The organism is Streptomyces sp. NPDC021100 (assembly GCF_044333095.1).
Classification (GTDB): domain Bacteria; phylum Actinomycetota; class Actinomycetes; order Streptomycetales; family Streptomycetaceae; genus Streptomyces.
This window is the reverse complement of the sequence record NZ_JBIRQH010000001.1, coordinates 757319-775084: the sequence shown is the minus strand read 5'-3', so window position 1 is coordinate 775084 and position 17766 is coordinate 757319. Positions and strand designations below refer to the sequence as shown.

General features: G+C 73.7%; 17 protein-coding genes. 15 read left to right on the top strand and 2 right to left on the bottom strand.

All coding sequences use genetic code 11. The features are described from left to right. Window positions 1–61: 61 nt before the first annotated feature. A complete protein-coding gene (locus ACH4PU_RS03505) occupies window positions 62–970 on the top strand; it encodes a trypsin-like serine peptidase (protein ID WP_398265164.1) in 909 nt (302 codons plus the stop codon). An 87-nt stretch (window positions 971–1057) separates the two neighbouring features. Here the strand turns inward: ACH4PU_RS03505 and ACH4PU_RS03500 are convergent, their stop codons facing one another. Next, the gene (locus ACH4PU_RS03500; RefSeq protein WP_398265161.1) at window positions 1058–2842 is read right to left on the bottom strand and encodes a chitinase; all 1785 of its coding nucleotides are present in this window, start codon (window positions 2840–2842) and stop codon (window positions 1058–1060) included. A gap of 465 nt (window positions 2843–3307) precedes the next feature. Here ACH4PU_RS03500 and ACH4PU_RS03495 point away from each other — a divergent pair, with 465 nt between their 5' ends. The 13 genes from ACH4PU_RS03495 to ACH4PU_RS03435 all read left to right on the top strand — a co-directional run bounded on the left by ACH4PU_RS03495 (window position 3308) and on the right by ACH4PU_RS03435 (window position 16427). Next, window positions 3308–4138, top strand: coding sequence for a hypothetical protein (locus tag ACH4PU_RS03495; protein WP_398265158.1), 831 nt, complete (start codon window positions 3308–3310; stop codon window positions 4136–4138). A gap of 304 nt (window positions 4139–4442) precedes the next feature. Further along, the gene (cpaB, locus tag ACH4PU_RS03490) at window positions 4443–5216 is read left to right on the top strand and encodes a Flp pilus assembly protein CpaB (protein ID WP_398265155.1); all 774 of its coding nucleotides are present in this window, start codon (window positions 4443–4445) and stop codon (window positions 5214–5216) included. Between the two features lie 16 nt (window positions 5217–5232). Beyond that, complete coding sequence (locus ACH4PU_RS03485; protein WP_398265152.1) at window positions 5233–6993, top strand: CpaE family protein; 1761 nt, start codon at window positions 5233–5235, stop codon at window positions 6991–6993. 414 nt (window positions 6994–7407) lie between these two features. Next, window positions 7408–7782, top strand: coding sequence for a pilus assembly protein (locus tag ACH4PU_RS03480; RefSeq protein ID WP_398265149.1), 375 nt, complete (start codon window positions 7408–7410; stop codon window positions 7780–7782). Beyond that, window positions 7779–9356, top strand: a complete 1578-nt coding sequence (locus ACH4PU_RS03475) for a CpaF family protein (RefSeq protein WP_398265146.1) — start codon at window positions 7779–7781, stop codon at window positions 9354–9356. Before ACH4PU_RS03480 ends, ACH4PU_RS03475 begins: the two co-directional genes overlap by 4 nt. A 191-nt stretch (window positions 9357–9547) precedes the next feature. Beyond that, window positions 9548–10492: a type II secretion system F family protein gene (locus tag ACH4PU_RS03470; protein ID WP_398265144.1), complete on the top strand. Its 945-nt coding sequence runs from the start codon at window positions 9548–9550 to the stop codon at window positions 10490–10492. An 85-nt stretch (window positions 10493–10577) separates the two neighbouring features. Beyond that, on the top strand, window positions 10578–11465 hold the full coding sequence (locus ACH4PU_RS03465; protein WP_398265141.1) for a DUF5936 domain-containing protein: 888 nt from the start codon (window positions 10578–10580) through the stop codon (window positions 11463–11465). Between the two features lie 287 nt (window positions 11466–11752). After that, complete coding sequence (locus ACH4PU_RS03460; RefSeq protein ID WP_004947925.1) at window positions 11753–11914, top strand: Flp family type IVb pilin; 162 nt, start codon at window positions 11753–11755, stop codon at window positions 11912–11914. Continuing rightward, window positions 11911–12561, top strand: coding sequence for a pilus assembly protein TadG-related protein (locus tag ACH4PU_RS03455; RefSeq protein ID WP_398265138.1), 651 nt, complete (start codon window positions 11911–11913; stop codon window positions 12559–12561). The genes ACH4PU_RS03460 and ACH4PU_RS03455 overlap by 4 nt, the downstream gene beginning before the upstream one ends. A 25-nt stretch (window positions 12562–12586) precedes the next feature. Next, a complete protein-coding gene (locus ACH4PU_RS03450) occupies window positions 12587–13168 on the top strand; it encodes a hypothetical protein (RefSeq protein WP_398265135.1) in 582 nt (193 codons plus the stop codon). A 3-nt stretch (window positions 13169–13171) separates the two neighbouring features. Continuing rightward, window positions 13172–13819 (top strand): OmpA family protein, encoded by a 648-nt coding sequence (locus ACH4PU_RS03445; RefSeq protein ID WP_398265133.1) that lies wholly within the window; start codon window positions 13172–13174, stop codon window positions 13817–13819. 149 nt (window positions 13820–13968) lie between these two features. After that, entirely contained in the window at window positions 13969–15090 is a 1122-nt protein-coding gene (locus tag ACH4PU_RS03440) for a DUF2332 domain-containing protein (protein ID WP_398265130.1), read from the top strand. 89 nt (window positions 15091–15179) lie between these two features. After that, window positions 15180–16427, top strand: a complete 1248-nt coding sequence (locus ACH4PU_RS03435) for a hypothetical protein (protein ID WP_398265127.1) — start codon at window positions 15180–15182, stop codon at window positions 16425–16427. Between the two features lie 16 nt (window positions 16428–16443). Here the strand turns inward: ACH4PU_RS03435 and ACH4PU_RS03430 are convergent, their stop codons facing one another. Beyond that, window positions 16444–16818, bottom strand: a complete 375-nt coding sequence (locus ACH4PU_RS03430) for a DUF192 domain-containing protein (protein WP_398265124.1) — start codon at window positions 16816–16818, stop codon at window positions 16444–16446. A gap of 134 nt (window positions 16819–16952) precedes the next feature. On the opposite strand from ACH4PU_RS03430, the gene ACH4PU_RS03425 reads away from it, so the two are divergent. Further along, window positions 16953–17693 carry a prepilin peptidase gene (locus ACH4PU_RS03425; RefSeq protein WP_398265121.1) on the top strand — a complete coding sequence of 247 codons (741 nt, stop codon included), beginning with the start codon at window positions 16953–16955 and terminating at the stop codon, window positions 17691–17693. Window positions 17694–17766 lie beyond the last annotated feature (73 nt).

Below are 17766 nucleotides of genomic sequence, written 5' to 3'. Positions count from 1 at the left end.
AGGCCACCAACAATGCACATGCCAAATCGGAACGCATTCCGTCCGGAGAGGACCACCCCCCATGAGACGACCTCTCGTCGGCGTACTCACCACCCTGCTGCTCGGCGGCGCGGCCGCGACCGGCATCGGCGCCGCCCCCGCGGGCGCCGCGCCACAGACGGCCGACGCCCCACGGGCGTCCGCGGCGCAGGCCGAGGTCGAGGCGAAGGCCGAGGCTACGGCGAAGGCCAAACCCAAGGCCGTCGACTTCGCCGGCACCGTCGCCCTCAGCAACTGCTCGGGTTCGCTGATACGCCTCCCCAGCTCGGCCGACAACGACCCGGCCCTCGTGCTCACCAACGGGCACTGCCTGGAGACCGGCATGCCGGGCGCGGGCGACGTCATCGTCGACCAGCCGTCGTCCCGTACGTTCAGCCTGCTCAACTCCACCGCGGGCAAGGCCGGCACGCTCCGCGCGAGCAAGGTCGCCTACGCGACCATGACCGACACCGACGTCACTCTGTACCAGCTCACCACCACCTACGCGCAGATCAAGAAGAGCTACGGGATCAACGCCCTCAACCTCTCCGCCGACCACCCCGCCACCGGCACGCCGATCAAGGTCGTCTCGGGCTACTGGAAGCGGATCTACTCCTGCAACGTGGACGGCTTCGTCCACGAGCTCCGCGAGGGTGACTGGACCTGGAAGGACTCGCTGCGCTACACGCCCTCCTGCAACACCATCGGGGGAACCTCCGGTTCGCCGGTCATCGACGTGAACACCGGCAAGGTGATCGCCGTCAACAACACCGGCAACGAGAACGGCGAGCGGTGCACGGAGAACAACCCGTGCGAGGTGGACGAGAACGGGAACGTCACCGTCCGGCGCGGCATCAACTACGCCGAGCAGACCTACGGCATCGCCAAGTGCGTGACGGCCGGCAACAGGATCGACCTGAGCCTGCCGGGCTGCACGCTGCCCAAGCCGTGACGGCGGCGACGGAAGCGGTGTGAAGCGGGGCCCGCCGGGGATCCGGCGGGCCCTCGTCGCGCGGTCTCGCGCGGTCGCGCGGGACCGTTACGGCAGCCCGTGGACGTGCGGGCCGACCACGTTGGACCAGGCGTTGCCGTTGCTCGCGTCCCAGTTCGTCGACCAGGTCATCGCCCCACGGATGCCCGGGTAGGTCTTCGCGGGCTTGAACGAGCCGCAGCCGGTGCCCTTGGCGAGGCAGTCGAGGGCGTTGTTCACCACGGCCGGGTCCACATAGCCGCTGCCGGCGCCGCGCGGGGAGGCGGGCAGGCCCAGGCCGACCTGCGAGGGAGCGAGCCCGCCCTCCAGCTGGATGCAGGCCAGGGCGGTGAGGAAGTCGACCGACCCCTGCGCGTACACCTTGCCGTCACAGCCCAGCATGGAACCGCTGTTGTAGTACTGCGTGTTGACGACGGTCAGGATGTCCTTGACGTTCAGCGCCGTCTTGAAGTAGCTCGCCGACGTCGACTGCATGTCGAGCGTCTGCGGCGCCATGGTGATCACGAGCTTGTTGCCGGCCTTCGCCGAGAGGGTGCGCAGGGCCTGCGTCATGTACGTCGGGTCGAGGCCGTTCTCCAGGTCGATGTCGACGCCGTCGAAACCGTACTTCTGCATCACCCGGTAGACGCTGTCCGCGAAGTTGGCGGCGGACGCGGCGTCGTTGACGCGCACGCTGCCGCGCTCGCCGCCGACGGATATCACCACCGACTTGCCGGCCGCCCGTTTGGCCGCGATGTCGGCCTTGAAGTCCGCCTCGTTGTAGCGCAGGCCGGGGTCGAGGGTGAAGTCCACGGCGCCGGGCGTGGCGGTGGCGTCGGCGAACGCGACGGCGATGATGTCGTACTGCGCCTGTACGTCGCTGATCCGCTGGACCTTGGCGCCGTTGTCGAAGTTCTGCCAGTAGCCGGTCACCGCGTGCTGGGACGCGGGGGGCTGGCCGCCTGCCGCCGTCGTGACGCTGATCTCGGCGGAACGAGGGGATTCCCCGGCCGCGTTGACCGCCGTGACCTGGAAGCGGTACGTGGTGGAGGGTGTGAGTCCGGTGACGGTGGCCGAGGCGCCGGTGACCGACTGCGCCTTCGTCCCGTCGCGGTAGACCTGGTAGCCGGTGGCGCCACCGACCGGGGTCCAGGACAGGTCGACGGACGAGGAGGTGGTCCGGCCGGCCGTCAGCCCGCCGGGGGCGGAGGGCACGGGGTCGCCCGGGTCGCCCGGATCGCTGCCGCCCGGGCCGGTGAGGGTGATGTCGTCGGCGAGGTAGGGGCTCTGGCCGTACCAGCCGTGGGTGTAGACGGTGACGGAGGTGGTGTTGGGTCCCGTGGTGAAGGAGGTGGTGAGCTCCTTCCAATCCGTGCCCGTTCCCGGCGTCCAGGTGGAGACGTCGGTGGTGCCGGTGCCACTGGCGCCCAAGTACACGTACGAGCCCTGGACCCAGGCGCTCAGCGTGTAGGCGGAGCCGGGTTTGACGGCGACGGTCTGCGCGCAGCGGGCGTTGTCGAGCCCGCTTGGCGCGGCTTTGAGGGCGGCGGTGCCGGAGTGGGCGGGGGTGCCGGTGGTGCCGCTGTCGGCGGAACAGGACCAGGGGGACAGTCCGTTTTCGAAGCCGGCGTTCTTGAGGAGGTTGGGGGCGGCTTTCGGGGCGTCGGCCCTGGTGGTGGGTGCGGGTGCGGGTGCGGCGGTGTTGGGTGCGGCGTGCGCGGGGCCGGTGGCGGCCGCGCCCGCGGTGGCCAGGGCGAGGGCGGCGAGGAGGCCGCCGAGGCGGTGGCTCCTTCTGCTTCCTGCGCGGGTAGGACCGGGGCGTGCGTCATGACATGGGTGATCCGGGCGATCCACTACTGCTTCCGGTGGGGGGAGAGTTGAAACGGTGAGTGGGGGGTATGGCTGCGGAAGAGGGGGGTCACCGACCGGTGCGCTGAGGATGGTCCAGACCAATCCATCCGTCAAGGGGAGGCGCGGGCGCTGCCGTTCGCACTCGACGGCGGGGTGCCGCTGGAGCTGCTTCCGTGGTGGGCGGGATCGGTCCGGGCTGTTCCTCTACGGCCGGTCGGGCGGGACATGGCGCCCGGCGGGTCGCTTCGCGGTCCCCGTGCGGGCCTGTGTGCGAAAGCCGGCCGCCGCTCGGAAACGGACCGGAGAGGGCGGGAAGAGGCCGGACCGAGCCGGTTCGGAGGAACGGTTCCGGGCCGCTCCGTTCGTGGATAAAGTGCGGGGCGCCGGCGCGTGCGGGGCACCGGCGCCGAGCAGGGTCGATCCATGGCCGCCGGGGCTCCGGGGGCAGGAGTGGACGGGGATTCGGACGTGCCGATTGCGATAGCCGTCACCAGCCCCGACCTGGTGCTGCCCGCCCCCGACGGCCCGGCGCCGGCCGCGGCCGTCCTCCAGCCGCCCGAGGCGCAGCCGCTGGAGACGGCGGTGGCCCAGGCGTCCGTCCTGCTCGACCGGTGCGGCCACCTGGTCGTCGTCCACTCCGACGCGCTGCCCGCCGCCTACGTCCGCCGGCTGCACACCGTCCGCGCGGTCCTGGAGAGCGAACGGATCGCCCTGCTGCCCGTCTCCCTGCCGCCGCTGGCGGTCGGCGTCCTGGCCCGCCAGTTACGTCAGCTGTCCGTCTCCGACCTGGGCCCCGGAGTCCTCGCCTCCGCCACCCGTCTCCTCGCCCACTACATCTACGCCGGCGCCCAACTGGCCAGCGTCGCCCGCTTCGACCGGGTGCCGGTCGGCCTCGGCCCGCACCTCACCTCACTGCTCCCCGGCGTCCGCTTCGGCGTCCTCGTCAACCCCGCTCCCCGTCTCGTCCGCCCCGGTGGCGACGACGTCCCGGGCCCCGCCTACCCGACCCGGCTGACCGTGGCCCGGGACGGCCCGCGCAGGGCCGAGGACTGGGTGACGGACGTTCTCGCCCCGGAGTGGCGCGTCGAAGGAGTCCAGGAGGTGTCGCCGCTGCCCGCGGAGTCCGTCCGCTGGTGGGGCACCCGCCGCGCCGTGGAGTTCGCCGCCGCCATCCCCGACCCGTCGATCCTCTACCAGCTGATCGCCTCCGTCCGGCGGGAGGAGTGCCGTTGGTGCGGGCTCGAACTCATCGGCGACCGCTGTGGGTTCTGTGCGGCAGGTGTGGGAGCTGCGGCGTGAGGGGCCGGTTCCGGGTGCGTCCGGACACCGCTCGAAGGGGTGCGTTATACCGGAACAGCCCACGGGGGCACGCCGATCGGCGTACCCTCGCAGCCCCGGCCGCCGCCCGCCCGTCGGACCCGCGGGGGGCACGTGCCGCGCCGCGGGCTCCGGCGCCGCACGGGAGCGCCGGCGCGTATACGCCGATCCCCGCGCGGGGAACGACCGGCGGTGAGCGGCCCACCGCCCCGCCGTCCGTCGCCGCTTCCGTGGGACCACCCGAGCCGCCGCATCCCAACCGAGCCCCAGTGAGGTCCGCCGCACCATGAACTCACGTCAGCGACGCGGGATCATCCTGCTGCTCCTGTCGGTCCTCTGCGCCGTGGGAGCGGCCGCCGGGGTGTACGCGGTGGTGGACGACGCCGAGTCGAAGGTCGGCCCGGAGGTCACCGCCTACCGGCTGCGGTCCGACGTCGCGGCCTACCGGGCGCTGGACGAGGGGCAGTTCGAGAAGATGTCCATGCCCAGGCGCTGGCTGCCCGCCACGGCGGTCACGGATCTCGCCGAAGTGCGCGGCAAGATCGCCGTGACTCCGCTCCGCAGGGGGTCGCTGCTGCAGAGCGACATGATCGTCAACCGGCCCGCCCTCGCGCCCGGGCAGCAGGAGATCGCCATCATGATCGACGCGGCGACCGGGGTGGCCGGCAAGATCACGCCGGGGTCGAAGGTCAACATCTACGCCACCTTCGACGGCAGGGGCGGCCCGGCCGGCGGTCCTGCCGGCGGCGCCGGCAAGGACGCGAAGGACGCGAGCCCTCAGCCGGTGTCGAAGGTCATCGTCAGCGGCGCCCAGGTCATCGAGGTCGGCAGGCTCACCCCGCTCGACGGCCGGAGCGGCGGCGCCCGGACCGGCACGTCCGGCGCGCGGCAGGCGGGCGACGCCGTGCCGATCACCTTCGCCCTGGACACGAAGGACGCGCAACGCGTCGCGTACGCCGAGTCGTTCGCGACCCACGTGCGGCTGGCCCTGGTGGCGCCGGGCGACGACACCGGCGTCAGCGGGTCAGACCGCACGTACACCCTCGACGGCGACAAGTAGACGGGGGACGTTCCCGGTGACCATCCGCATCCTCCCGGCCGTCGCGGACCCGGAGACCGCCCGCACCATCGGCGGACTCCTCGCCCAGCTCCCCGGCGTCGAACCGCTGCGCACCGTCGGGGACTCGACGGCGCTCCTCGACGCCCTCTCCGTACTGGGCGCCGCCTCGGTCTCCGGCCTCCCCGAGGTCGTCCTCGTCCACGAACGGCTGGGACCCGCCCCCGCCCTCGAAGTCGTCCGGGAGGTGGCCCTCCGCTTCCCCGCCACCGGCGTCGTCCTCCTCTCCGCCGACGCCGGACCCGCCCTGTACGCGGCCGCCATGGACTGCGGCGCCCGCGGCCTCGCCGCGCTCCCGCCCTCGTACGACGAGCTCGGTACCCGCGTCCAGGCGGCCGCCCACTGGGCCACCGGCGTCCGCCGCCACCTGGACGCCGGCCCGGGCGGCCCGGCGGGCGGCGGGCCCGGCGCGGCCGACGGGCGCCTCGTCGCCGTCGTCGGCGCGAAAGGGGGCGTGGGGACGACCGTCGTAGCCGTCCAACTCGCCCTCGCCGCCCGGTCCGCGGGGCACGAGGTGGCCCTCGTCGACATGGACCTCCAGTCCGGCGACGTCGCCTCGTACCTGGACGTCCGCTTCCGGCGGTCCGTCGCCGACCTCGCCGGCATCAGCGACATCTCGCCCCGCGTCCTCCAGGACGCCGTCTTCCCGCACCCCACCGGGCTCGGCCTGCTCCTCGCCCCGGCCGAGGGCGAACGCGGCGAGGAGATAGGCGACCCCGCCTCCCGCCAGATCACGGCGGCGCTGCGCCGCCGCTATCCGCTCGTCGTCGCCGACTGCGGTACGCAGATCACGGCGGCGGGCGCGGCCGTCATCGAGACGGCCGACCTCGCCCTGCTGGTCACCACGCCCGACGTGGTCTCCGTGCGGGCCGCCAAACGCATGGTCCGGCTGTGGGACCGGCTCCAGATCCGCAAGGCGGAGGACACCATGACCGTCGTCAACCGGCACACCCGCGGCGCCGAGGTACAGCCGCCGCTCGTCGCCCGGACCACGGGGACGCGGGTGGCCCGTACCGTCGTCCCCGCCGCGTACAAGGAGCTGCGGGCGGCCGTCGACTCCGGCCGGATGCAGGACCTGGACGCCCGGTCGGGGGTCCGGCAGGCGCTGTGGGCCCTCGCCGGCGAGCTCGGACTGGCCGCTCCGGCGTCCGGCACCCGGCCCGGGGGCGGCTCGCGCCGGCACCGGGCGCTTGGGGCGGGGGGCTCTGTGGCGGAAGGGCCCGAAGGGATGAGCGGTCTCGAAGGGTTGGCCGGTTCCCGAGGGGCGAGCGGTCCCGGAGGAGTGACCGGTTCCGGGGCGGCGACGGGCGGGGGGACGGGCCCGGACCGGCTCACCCCCGTCCCCGCGGCCTCGCCGTTCCGCCGGTTCCGCAGGTGGGGCGGGGACCGGGGCCAGGTCGCCGTCGAGTTCGCCGGGATCTTCCCCATGATCCTCGTCGCCCTGGCGGTGGTCTGGCAGTGCGTGCTGGTCGGTTACACCTACTCCCTCGCCGGGCACGCCGCGGACCGCGCGGCCCGTGCCGGGGCGGTGGGCCGCGACTGCGCGGAGGCGGCCCGCGCCGACCTGCCGGGGGAGTGGCGCACCGGCTCGATCGACTGCGGCCGGGAGGGCGACGTCTACAAGGCGACGGTGAAGCTGAAGGTGCCCGTGCTGGTGCCGGACGCGGTCGACTGGCCGTGGGCGGTGAGCGGCACGGCGGGCGTGGCGCGGGAGGACTGAGCGGTGGCGGCGGCCATCGGGGCCATCGGGGTCGGCGTGACGTGGCTCCTCGGAGGTGGGGTGAGGCGGTCTTCGGCGGCTGAGGACGACGTGTGGGCGTTGGGGCCCGGTGCGGCGCGGCCGCTCGCCGGCGAGGCGGTGCCGTTCCTTCCGGCCCAGGACACCCGAGAGCGCCGGCGCTCGCGGGCCGCGGTGGTGCCGGCCTTCCCGGCCGAGGCGGTTCGGATCCCTGGGACCGGGGAGTCGGAGGAGCGCGTTCGCTCCCGGGCCGGGGCGGCGCGACGTTCCCGGGCCGAGCCCGTACGAGGCCGCCCGCACGCCCGCCCCGAAGCGACGGGCAGTCGCCGCCGGCCATCAGGCGACCGCGGTTCCGCTGCCGTCGAGTTCATCGGTTTCCTGCCTGTCCTCCTCCTCGTGGGTCTGGCCGCGATCCAGCTCGGCCTGGCGGCCTTCGCCGCGCAGCAGGCCGGGACCGGTGCCCGCGCCGCCGCCCGTACGGCAACACTCGACGACCCCCGCACCACCCCCGAAGCCGCCGCCAGGACGGCCATGACCGACTGGGTCGCCCGGCGCGCCGACACCGTCCAGGCACCCCCCTGCACGCCCGGCACCACCGAAGTGACCGCCACGGTGGACGTCTCCGTCCCCGGCCTCCTCCCCGGCACCGGTTTCCACGTCACCCGGCACGCCACCATGCGCTGCCCGAATGACGCGCACGCCCCCGCCGGCGCTCCGGCCGGGCCTTCCGTCGTCCCGCTCAAGCCGCTTCCGCAGGAGAGCCGCCCATGAGCCTCCGGGCCCGCGTCGTCAGCCCCGAACCGCCCGGCGGCGGACGGGAGTCGGACCACCTCGTCCCCGTCTACCGCGCCAAGCTCCTGGAGGAGATCGACCTCGCCGAGATGTCCGCGCTCGCCGCCGCCGAGCGGCGGGCGCGGCTGGAGCGGGTGCTGGGCCACATCATCAGCCGCGAGGGCCCGGTCCTCTCCACCGCCGAACGCGACCGGCTCATCCGCCGGGTCGTGGACGAGGCCCTGGGCCTGGGCATCCTCGAACCCCTCCTGGAGGACCCGACCGTCACCGAGATCATGGTCAACGGACCGGACCAGGTCTTCGTCGAGCGCGCCGGCCGCGTCGAGGCCGTCCCCGTGCGGTTCGCCTCCCACGAGCAGCTGATGCAGACCATCGAACGCATCGTCTCCACCGTCAACCGCCGTGTGGACGAGTCCAATCCCATGGTCGACGCCCGCCTCCCCAGCGGCGAACGCGTCAACGTCATCATCCCGCCCCTCGCCCTCAACGGCGCCACCCTCACCATCCGCCGCTTCCCGCGCGTCTACACGCTGCGCGAACTCGTCGGCATCGGCACGCTGGACGAGCCGGCGGTGATGCTCCTCGCGGGCCTGGTCCGGGCGAAGTTCAACATCGTCATCTCCGGCCCCACCGGCTCCGGCAAGACCACACTGCTCAACGCCCTCTCCGGCCTCATCCCGGACGGCGAGCGCGTCATCACCATCGAGGACGCCGCCGAACTCCAGCTCCAGCAGACACACGTGATCCGCCTCGAATCCCGCCCGCCCAACGTGGAGGGCAAGGGCCGGATCACCATTCGGGACCTGGTGCGCAACTCCCTGCGCATGCGCCCCGACCGCATCATCGTGGGTGAGGTCCGGGGCGGCGAGACCCTCGACATGCTCCAGGCCATGTCCACCGGGCACGACGGTTCCCTCGCCACCGTCCACGCCAACAGCGCCGAGGACGCGCTGATGCGGCTGCGCACACTGGCCTCCATGTCGGAGGTCAAGATCCCCTACGAGGCGCTGCGCGACCAGATCGACAGCGCCGTGGACTGCGTCGTCCAGCTCACCCGCACCGCCGACGGGGCGCGTCGCATCAGCGAAGTGGCGCTGCTGGACTCCTACGCGCCCCACGGGCGGCCCGGCGCTCCGGCCGAGCGGCCTGCCGCCGGGGCGCCGGCCGCCGCCGGCCACCGTCTCACCACCGTCGTCCGCTTCGACGCGCTGCCCATGGGCCCGGACCGCGTCGTCCGCGGCACGTTCGCCCACTTCCCGCTGCCCGAGCGGGCCGTCGGCCGGCTGCGCCTGGCCAACGAGCCGGTTCCGCAGGCGTTCGGGGTCGCCGCGCCGCCCGGCGCCGCCGCCGGGCCACGCACCACGGGCCGCCACGCCGGGCGGGCCGCGGCCGGCGAGGTGACCGCGTACGGCGAGGTGACCGCGTACGGCGAGGTGACCGCGCACGGCGAGGTGACCGCGCACGGAGCGATGACGGCGTACGGCGAGAGGGCCGTGTACAGCGAGGTGACCGCGTACGGCGAGGGGGCCGCGGAAGCCGAACAGACCCCCTAGTGGGGTGATATCCGGGACGTGTCCGGGTCGACTCGGGGTTCACCCGGGGCCGCCTCTTGGGAAGACCCACCAGGGCACCGGCGGCAGCCGCCGCGGCACCCCACGATCGTACGGACCAGAGGCCATGGACGGCCACGGAGGGCCACGGAAGGCCACGGAAGGCCAAGGAAGGCCACGAAAGGCGACCGCACATGAACGACACCCTCGCGCTCCTGACCCTGGGCATCACCCTGCTGTGCGGCGCGCTGGCCGTCGCCGGCGTACGGACGTACCTGACCGGCCGGGAGCGGCAGGCCGCCCTCGCCGAGCGCCTCGCCGACCCAGGGGAGTCGTCCCGCTCCACCGCCCGCTCCCGGCCCTTACGCCGCTTCGACCGCGCGGTGCGCGGGACCCGCCTCGGCAGACGGCTGGAACTGCGCATCGCGGCCACGGGACTCGGCGTCGCGCCGGGCGACTTCCTGCTGTGGACCGGCGCCGCGGCCGTCGCCCTCTGGGCCGTGGCGGCCCTCGCCCTGGCCCCGTTCTTCGGACCGCTCGCCGCGGTGGTGGCCGTCTGGACGGCGTTCGCCTTCCTGGGGCGGCAGCGCCGCAAACGCATCGAGAAGTTCATCAACCAACTCCCCGAGCTGGCCCGCATCCTCGCCAACGCCACCCAGGCGGGCCTCGCCCTGCGCACGGCCCTCGGCATGGCGGCGGAGGAGATGGACGCCCCCGCGGGTGAGGAACTGGCGGCCGTGGCGGACCGGTTGGCCGTCGGCCACTCCGTCGAGGAGTCCCTCGCCGAACTGGCCGACCGGCTGCCCTCCCGTGAGCTCGGCGTGCTCGTCACCACCCTGGTCCTCTCCCACCACGCCGGCGGTTCGGTCGTCCGCTCCCTGCGCAACCTCACCGAGACGCTGGAGGAACGGAAGGAGACCCGACGGGAGGTCCGGACCCAGCTGTCCCAGGTGACCGCCACGGCGTACGTCGTCCCCCTGATGGGCGTCGGCACCCTCTTCCTCCTGGACCGCATCGCCCCCGGCTCCATCGACCGTATGACGGGCACCGCCCTCGGACAGCTCACCGTCATAGGCGCCTTCGCGCTCTACGGCGTCGGCTTCTTCCTCATACGCCACATGTCCCGCATCGACATCTGAACCGCCCCACGCGGCGAAGCCCCCCCGCACCCCCCACCCCCTGCCATTCCCCCTACCCCATCCACCAGAATCCGAGGAGACGGACATGGGCCTGCTGATCGCCCTCCTGGCCGGCGCGTCCGTGGCCGGCGTCTGCTACGGCGTCGCCCTCTGGCGCAGCGAGGCCAGACTCCCCCCGGACCTCGCCGTCGCCCTGGAGGTCGGAGCCACCCGCACCACCGCCGTCGGCTCGGCCGTCGACCGCCTCGGCATGCGGTGGGCCCCGCTCGTGCTGCGCCTGATGGGCCCGCGCCGCGTGGCCCGGATCCGCACGAGGATCGACCGCGCGGGCAACCCCGGCGGTCTCACCGTCGACCGCTACGCGGCCCGCCGCGCGGTGTACGGGGCCCTCGGTTTCGGTGGCGCCCTCGTCATGCTGGTCGAGGGACGGCTGCTCATAGCGGCGCTGCTCGTCGCCTTCGGCCTGTTCTGGATCGAGGTCGGCATCTGGGCCGCCGTCCGGGAGCGGCGGACCGCCATCGAGCGGACGCTCCCCGATTTCCTCGACGTCCTGGCGGTCGTCGTCAGCGCCGGGCTGAGCTTCCGGCAGGCCCTCGACCGGGTCGCCGAACGGTACAAGGGCCCGTGGGTGGACGAACTCCGCATCGCGCTGCGGCAGATGGACATGGGCGTCAGCCGTCGGGACGCCTTCGACGGGCTGCGCCGACGGAACGACTCCGAGCAGGTCGCGCAGTTCGTCTCGGCCCTCCAGCAGGGCGAGGAGCTCGGCTCGCCCATCGTGGACACGCTCATGGACATAGCCGCCGACATGCGCCGCACCGACGCCCAGAACGCCCGCCGCAGGGCGGCCCGCGCGGTCCCCAAGGCCACGGTCGTCATCACCACCTTCATGGTTCCCGGCACGCTGGCCCTGATGATCGCCGGATTCTTCCTCGGCTCGGGCGTCGACTTCGGCACGGTGTCGGGCCGATGAGACCGGCACGGCGGGCGGCGGTCCGGACGGAGGAGTTCTGTGAAACCTCTTCGCTTCTGCAACCGGCTGTGGGACAGTCTTCGCCCGAAGGGACCTCGGCGGTGGTACGCGAAGCTGGACGGGGGTGGTGCGTGTGACGCAAGGGAACGCCCAACTCCCCTGCGAAAGAGGGAATGCGAGCTACGCGCACTGTCCCGCGTCCGGTGTTCGGGCGTACGTTTCCCCTGCGGCGACCGGCCGTTCCGGACGCCGCCCGCAGCGCCCGGCCACGCGTGGAGGGGATGGGAATGGGGAAGCGCTTCTGGGAGGACGACCGGGGGCAGACCTCGGTCGAGTACCTCGGCATCATCGCCGTCGTGGTGGCGATCGTCCTCGTCCTCACGACGACGGACTTCGGCACGGTGATCGCAAAAGCGATCATGGATCAGATCCAAAAAATCGCCAAGTGACCTCAGGGCCGACGCCGTTCCGCGGCCCGCCGGGTCGACGGGACGCGGGCCAGGCGTTTCCCCTGTACATCGTGGCGGTCGCCGGGTTCCTGTTCGTCGCGCTTGCCGTCTTCGCCGTCGGCATGGCGGGAGCCGCCAGGAACGGCACCGGGTCCGCCGCCGACGCCGCCGCCCTCGCCGCCGCCCAGGACTACCGGGAGCAGTCCTACACCGGCTTCCTCCGGGACCTCGCCACCCGGCCCGGCGGCGACTGGCGGCGCTGGTTCGACGGCCGCGGCGACACCCCCGTCACCGCCTGCCGCGAAGCGGAACGCCTCGCCCGCGACAACGCCGCCGGCCTCACCGGCCCCGGCTGCACCCCGGCCCCCGGGCCCGACCCCACGACGCTGGCCTTCGACGTCACCGTCACCGCCCGCGACGGGATCGGCACGTCCGTCGTCCCCGGCAGCGAGGACGTCCGCCCCACCGCCCGCTCCCGTGCCGTCGTCACCCCCCGCTGCCGCCCCGCACCGGGCGGGGACGCCGGAGCCGCGTACGCCCGGCTCGACTGTGACGACGGGCCGCTGACCGTCGACCCCGCCCACCCCGACCCCCGGCTCACGGCACGCACCCTCTTCGCCGTCCGCCTCGCCGCCACCGACCGATGACCCTACGAGCGGAGGAATGCCACCCATGAGCACAGGGCGCCGACACCCCCGGGCCGTGCTGCCGGTGTCGCTCGCCGTCGCCGCGGTGCTCGCCCTGTCCGGCTGCGGAGACGGCGGCGACGGCGGTGGCGACGAGCGGAATGCGTCGGGCCGCCCGACCGCCGCGGACACCGGGAAACCCGAGCCCGGAGGCCAGGGAAAAACCTCGTCGTCCGCGACGCTGGGCGAAATGCGCAACGGCGACGGAATCGTCGTCGCGATCACCTCCGCAGTCCGGGAGGACGGCGGATTCGTCACCGTCCAGGGAACCGTCACCAACCGCGGCAGCAAAATGTTCAACGCCCTGGAATGGCGGTCCAAGGAAACCGACGTGAGATCCCAGTCCGCCGTCTCCGGCGCCACCCTCGTGGACACCAAGGGAAAGAAGCGCTACCTCGTCCTCCGGGACACCGACGGCCAATGCCTGTGCAGCACCGGCCTCACGGGGATCAAACCCCAGGAATCCCGGCCCCTCTTCGCCCAGTTCCCCGCACCTCCCGCCGACGTCGCCCAGGTCGACTTCCAGATCCCCACCATGCCCACCGTCCGCATCGCGCTCTCGGGGTGACCCGTGATCCGCCGCCCACCGACACCGCCCGCCCGCCACCACGGGCCGCTCGCCACGGCCGTCCTCACCGCGGCCGCCTTCACGGCAGCGGTCCTCGTCACCGCCGCGCCGGCCCCCGCCCACGCCTCCGGCCCCGGAGACCAGGCCCGCAGCGAGCCGCCCGTCAAGCTCGACGCCCACGCCTCCGGACTCAGACTCCGCAAGGGCGCGAAACTCGCCCCCGGCCGGGTCCTCGACATCAAATCCGTCATCGAAACCGGCAACGGCAGCGAACGCCGCGTCGACACCAACGTCAACGTCACCTTCGCCCTCCAGGCCGAAGTCCTCTTCGAGAAGGACAGCTCGTCCCTCAACGGCGCTGCGGCCCAACGCATAAAGACCATCGCCGACGAGGCGCGCAGCCAACACGCCACCACCCTGCGCGTCTTCGGATTCACCGACAACCTGGGATCCGCCGACCACGGGACAGCCCTGTCCAAAGAACGCGCCAACGCCGTACAGCGCCAACTCGCCAAAGAACTCGGCTCCTCCTCGATCTCCTACCAGATCCGCGGCTACGGCGAGGACTACCCCATCGCGGACAACGCCACGGAGGACGGCCGCCGCAAGAACCGCAGGGTCGAGGTCAGCTTCCCCCGCCAGGGCCGCTGAACACCTGGCACCACACCTCCGCACGCCCACGCACCGAGACCGACGCGCCTGAGGTGCGGATCACTGCCCCAACCTCCCCGGAACCAGCGCGTCCGCCACTAGGTTGGCCGATACCGCCGGACAGCACCGACAGCTCCCGAGGAGGCCACATGACCCGCGCCCGCACCGCCGACCTCCTCGACACCCAGGCCCACGCCTGCGCCGAACTCAACTCCCCCCTCTACGCCACACTCCTCACCCGCGCTGCCCAGGACGTCCGCGACGGCGGACCCTGCGCCGACGCCGTGGCCCCGCTGGAGGGTGCCCCGGGCCCGGCCGCCGTCGGACTCCGGCTGATGGGCGCGGTCCACGCGCTCGTCCTGCTCGGCGAAGCACCGGACCTGGCCGCCCACTACCCCACGGCGGGCGGCACGGCCGACGACCCGGACGCGGCGTGGGGGCCGTTCCGGCGCGCCGTCGCCGACCACCCCGAGCACATCGCCGCCTGGATGCGCCGCCCGCCCCAGACGAACGAGGTCGGCCGCGCGAACATGCTGATCAGCGGCCTGCTCACCACGGTCGCCGCCCTGGGAACGCCTGGGCCACCCCCCGTCCGCCTGCTCGAACTCGGCGCCAGCGGCGGCCTCAACCTCCGCGCCGACCGCTTCCGCGTCACCGCCGGCGACCCGGCGGCACCCCGCTTCGCCTGGGGAGACCCCGCCTCGCCCGTCGTCCTCGACGGCGCCTGGCGGGACGGCACCCCACCGCCCCGGATCGCCGACGCCGCGGCCCGCGTCCCCGCCCTGGACATCGTCGAACGCCTCGGCTGCGACGTCGACCCGCTGGACCCCCTCGACCCCGCCGACGCCCTCGCCCTCCGCGCCTACGTCTGGCCCGACCACCCGGCCCGCCCCGTCCGGCTCTCCGGAGCCATCGACCTGGCCGGCCGACTGCCCGCCCGGGTCCTCTCCCGGGGCGCGGCCGACTTCCTCGCCGACGCCGGCCTCCGCCCCGGCACCCTCACCGTCGTCTGGCACTCCGTGATGCGTCAGTACGTACCACCCGCGGAATGGGCACGCGTCGAGACGGAGCTCGCCCGGCTGCGCACGGCCGCGACCGGGCCGGAGACGGGCTGGTTCGCCCACCTCGCGTTCGAACCGCGGCGCGTCGGGGACACCCACCGGTTCGTCCTCACCGCCCGCCTCGGCGACGGACCGGAGGAAGTGCTGGCCGAGGCCCACCCCTGGGGCCTCGACGCCCGCGCCTGCGAAGTCACCTCCCTCACCGACTGAAACCGCCCCACCGGTATCTCGCCAACCACCCTCGCCAGGCGGCAGGATGGGCTTTCGAAAGCCCTGGTGGCGAATGAGGGGGGCGGTACGTGACGGGCGGTACGAGGCGGTCGGCACGGAAGGGAACCGGCGCGCTGCGACTGGCCCTCGCCGTAGGAGCGCTCGCCACGGCAGCGGCCCCCTCGGCCGCCGCACCCGCCGGCGTCGGACCGCCGGCCGCCTACCGGACGGCCCCCGACGCCCAGGAGATCCACGGAGCACGGGCCGCCACGGCCGACCCGCCCCTCGTGCCGAGCGGCCGCACGGCGACGGACACCATCGCCCCGGGCGAGCGGAAGTTCTACGCCGTCCGCCTGGACGGCACCTCCGACGCCTACGTCTCCGCGGTCGCCGCACCCCGCCCGGGCGGCACGCCGGGCCTCCGCGACGGCATCGACGTATCGCTGCGACGCGCCGACGGCACCCCTTGCGGACCGTCGCGCCACCGCTCCTTCCTCGCCGAAGGCGGTGCCTACCCCCTCGCCGACCACGCCGAACGTCTCGGGGGAGCGGGCGGACCCTGCGCCGCGGCCGGCACCTACCACTTCGTCGTGGTCCGGGGCGAAGCGGACGGCGGCGACCCCGCCCCCGTGTCCCTGGAACTCACCGCCGTCACCCGCCACCCACCGACCACATCCAAGTCGACGTACCCACCCGGTACATGGAGCTCGGAACCGCCATCGGAACCGGCCGGACCGGCGAAGGACGTCACCGGGGGCAGCGGGTTCAACGACGCGGCCGACGTCCGGACGGGCACCTGGAAGGACACGATCCGCCCGGGGGAGACCCGCTTCTACCGCACCCCCGTCACCACCGGCCGCCAACTATTCGCGAAAGCGACGTTCGGGGACGCCCCGGGACGCGTTCCCTATGTCGCCAACGGCGTCCGCCTGGGCCTGAACGACGCCGCCCGCGGCCATGTGACGAACCGGACGGACGGCTACCAAGGCCACGCCGTCGCCGTCCCCCTCGCCGCACCGCCGCCGGGACGGGACACGGGATCCGAAGGCTGGTACTACCTCCAGGTCAGCCTGAACACCAAGGTCGGGCACGGGCGTTCGGAGGCGGTACCCGTCACGCTCATGGTCACCACGGCACCGGCCCGGAGCGCGCCGCCGGGCCCGCCCGGCCCTCACGCCCACCGCGCCCCCGACGGGACCACCTTCCGCACCGCAGCGGCCTCCCCGGCACCGGACGGGCGCTTGAAGGCCGTCGGCTACGCGGGCGTCGGCACCGGAACGGCACTCCTCCTGGGCCTCGGCGGCTGGTACCTGGCGGCCCGCAGACCGGAGGAGTGAGCCCCCAGGCCGCCTCTCACCCGGGCGTGACGGGCGGAATCCGCACGCACGCCCCTTCGCGCAGCCCCCATCGCGCCATCGCTCCGGCCGCCGACTCCAGCACATGGCGGGCCGTCGGCCGGGGCCTGCCGAGACGGTGCGGAGGCATGGTGCGCACGGCGAGCACCCGCATGTCCCGGCTCAGGTAGGCGACGTCGATCGGGAACCGCATGCCAAAGGTGTGCACCGAGCCGGCCGGGGTGAGCAGCATGGCGCCCTCGATCCCGTCCCGTCCGAGCAGCCCGCGCGTCCGGGCGCGGTAGGAGGCTGCGACCTCCACCGGAACCACCGTGCCCCCGCACCCCGCGGGTTCGACGGTGAGGTGGGTGAAGCCGTCCACCCATCCTGGCATCGGCACGTCCCTTCGCCCGGAGAGAACTCGACCAATCAGCCTTCCGGGTAGCCAAGTTATCCACATGCGGCGGGTCGTCCACAGCTTTCGCGGGGATCGCCCCCTCCCCTCGCCCCGCTCCGTAATCTCGCCGCATGAACTGGTTGTCGATCGTGCTGGTGGCTTCGGCCGCCCTCTACGGAACCCTGGCCGGCACGCTGGTGCCGGGCGCCCGCTACCGGTTGTCGGTCGAGCCGGACGAGCCGTGGCGCACCGTGGCCCCCTGCGGGCACGTGCTCGGCGGCGGAATCGGATGGGGAAGGTGTACGGCGTGCGGGAGGACGAGATACGGCCCCGGGGTGGTGTGGCCGGCCGGAGCGACGGCCATGGTGTGCGCGGTGACGGCCGCGATGGTCGGCCCGCGGCCCGAACTCGGCGTGTGGCTGCTGGCGATACCGGTGGGTGTGGTGCTCACGGGAGTGGACTGGGCCGTGCACCGGTTACCGGACGTCCTGACGCTGCCCCTGGCGGTGGGCACGGCCGCGCTGCTCGGAGTGGCCGCCCTGCTGCCGGCGTCCGGCGGCACCTGGACCGGAGCCCTGCTCGGGGGCCTGGTGCTCGGCGGCGCCTACCTCCTGCTGTTCCTGGCCCACCCGGCCGGAATGGGGTTCGGCGACGTCAAGCTCGCCGCGGGGCTGGGCTGCGCCCTGGGCTGGTACGGCTGGGGCGTGCTGATACTCGGCGGCCTGGCGGGACTGCTGCTCGGTTCGGTGTACGGCATCGCGCTGATGCTCACCCGCGGCGCGGGACGCGGCACGACCATGCCCCTCGGTCCCTTCCTGCTCGCCGGGGCCTGGCTGGCCCTCCTGGCGGGCGGATGGTCGGCGCGGCCCTGAGGGGGCGGAGGCGGCAGGGGGTGCCCCTATCTGTTCCATCAAGCCGGGTGAGGAAGGCCGGCGTGACGGCTCG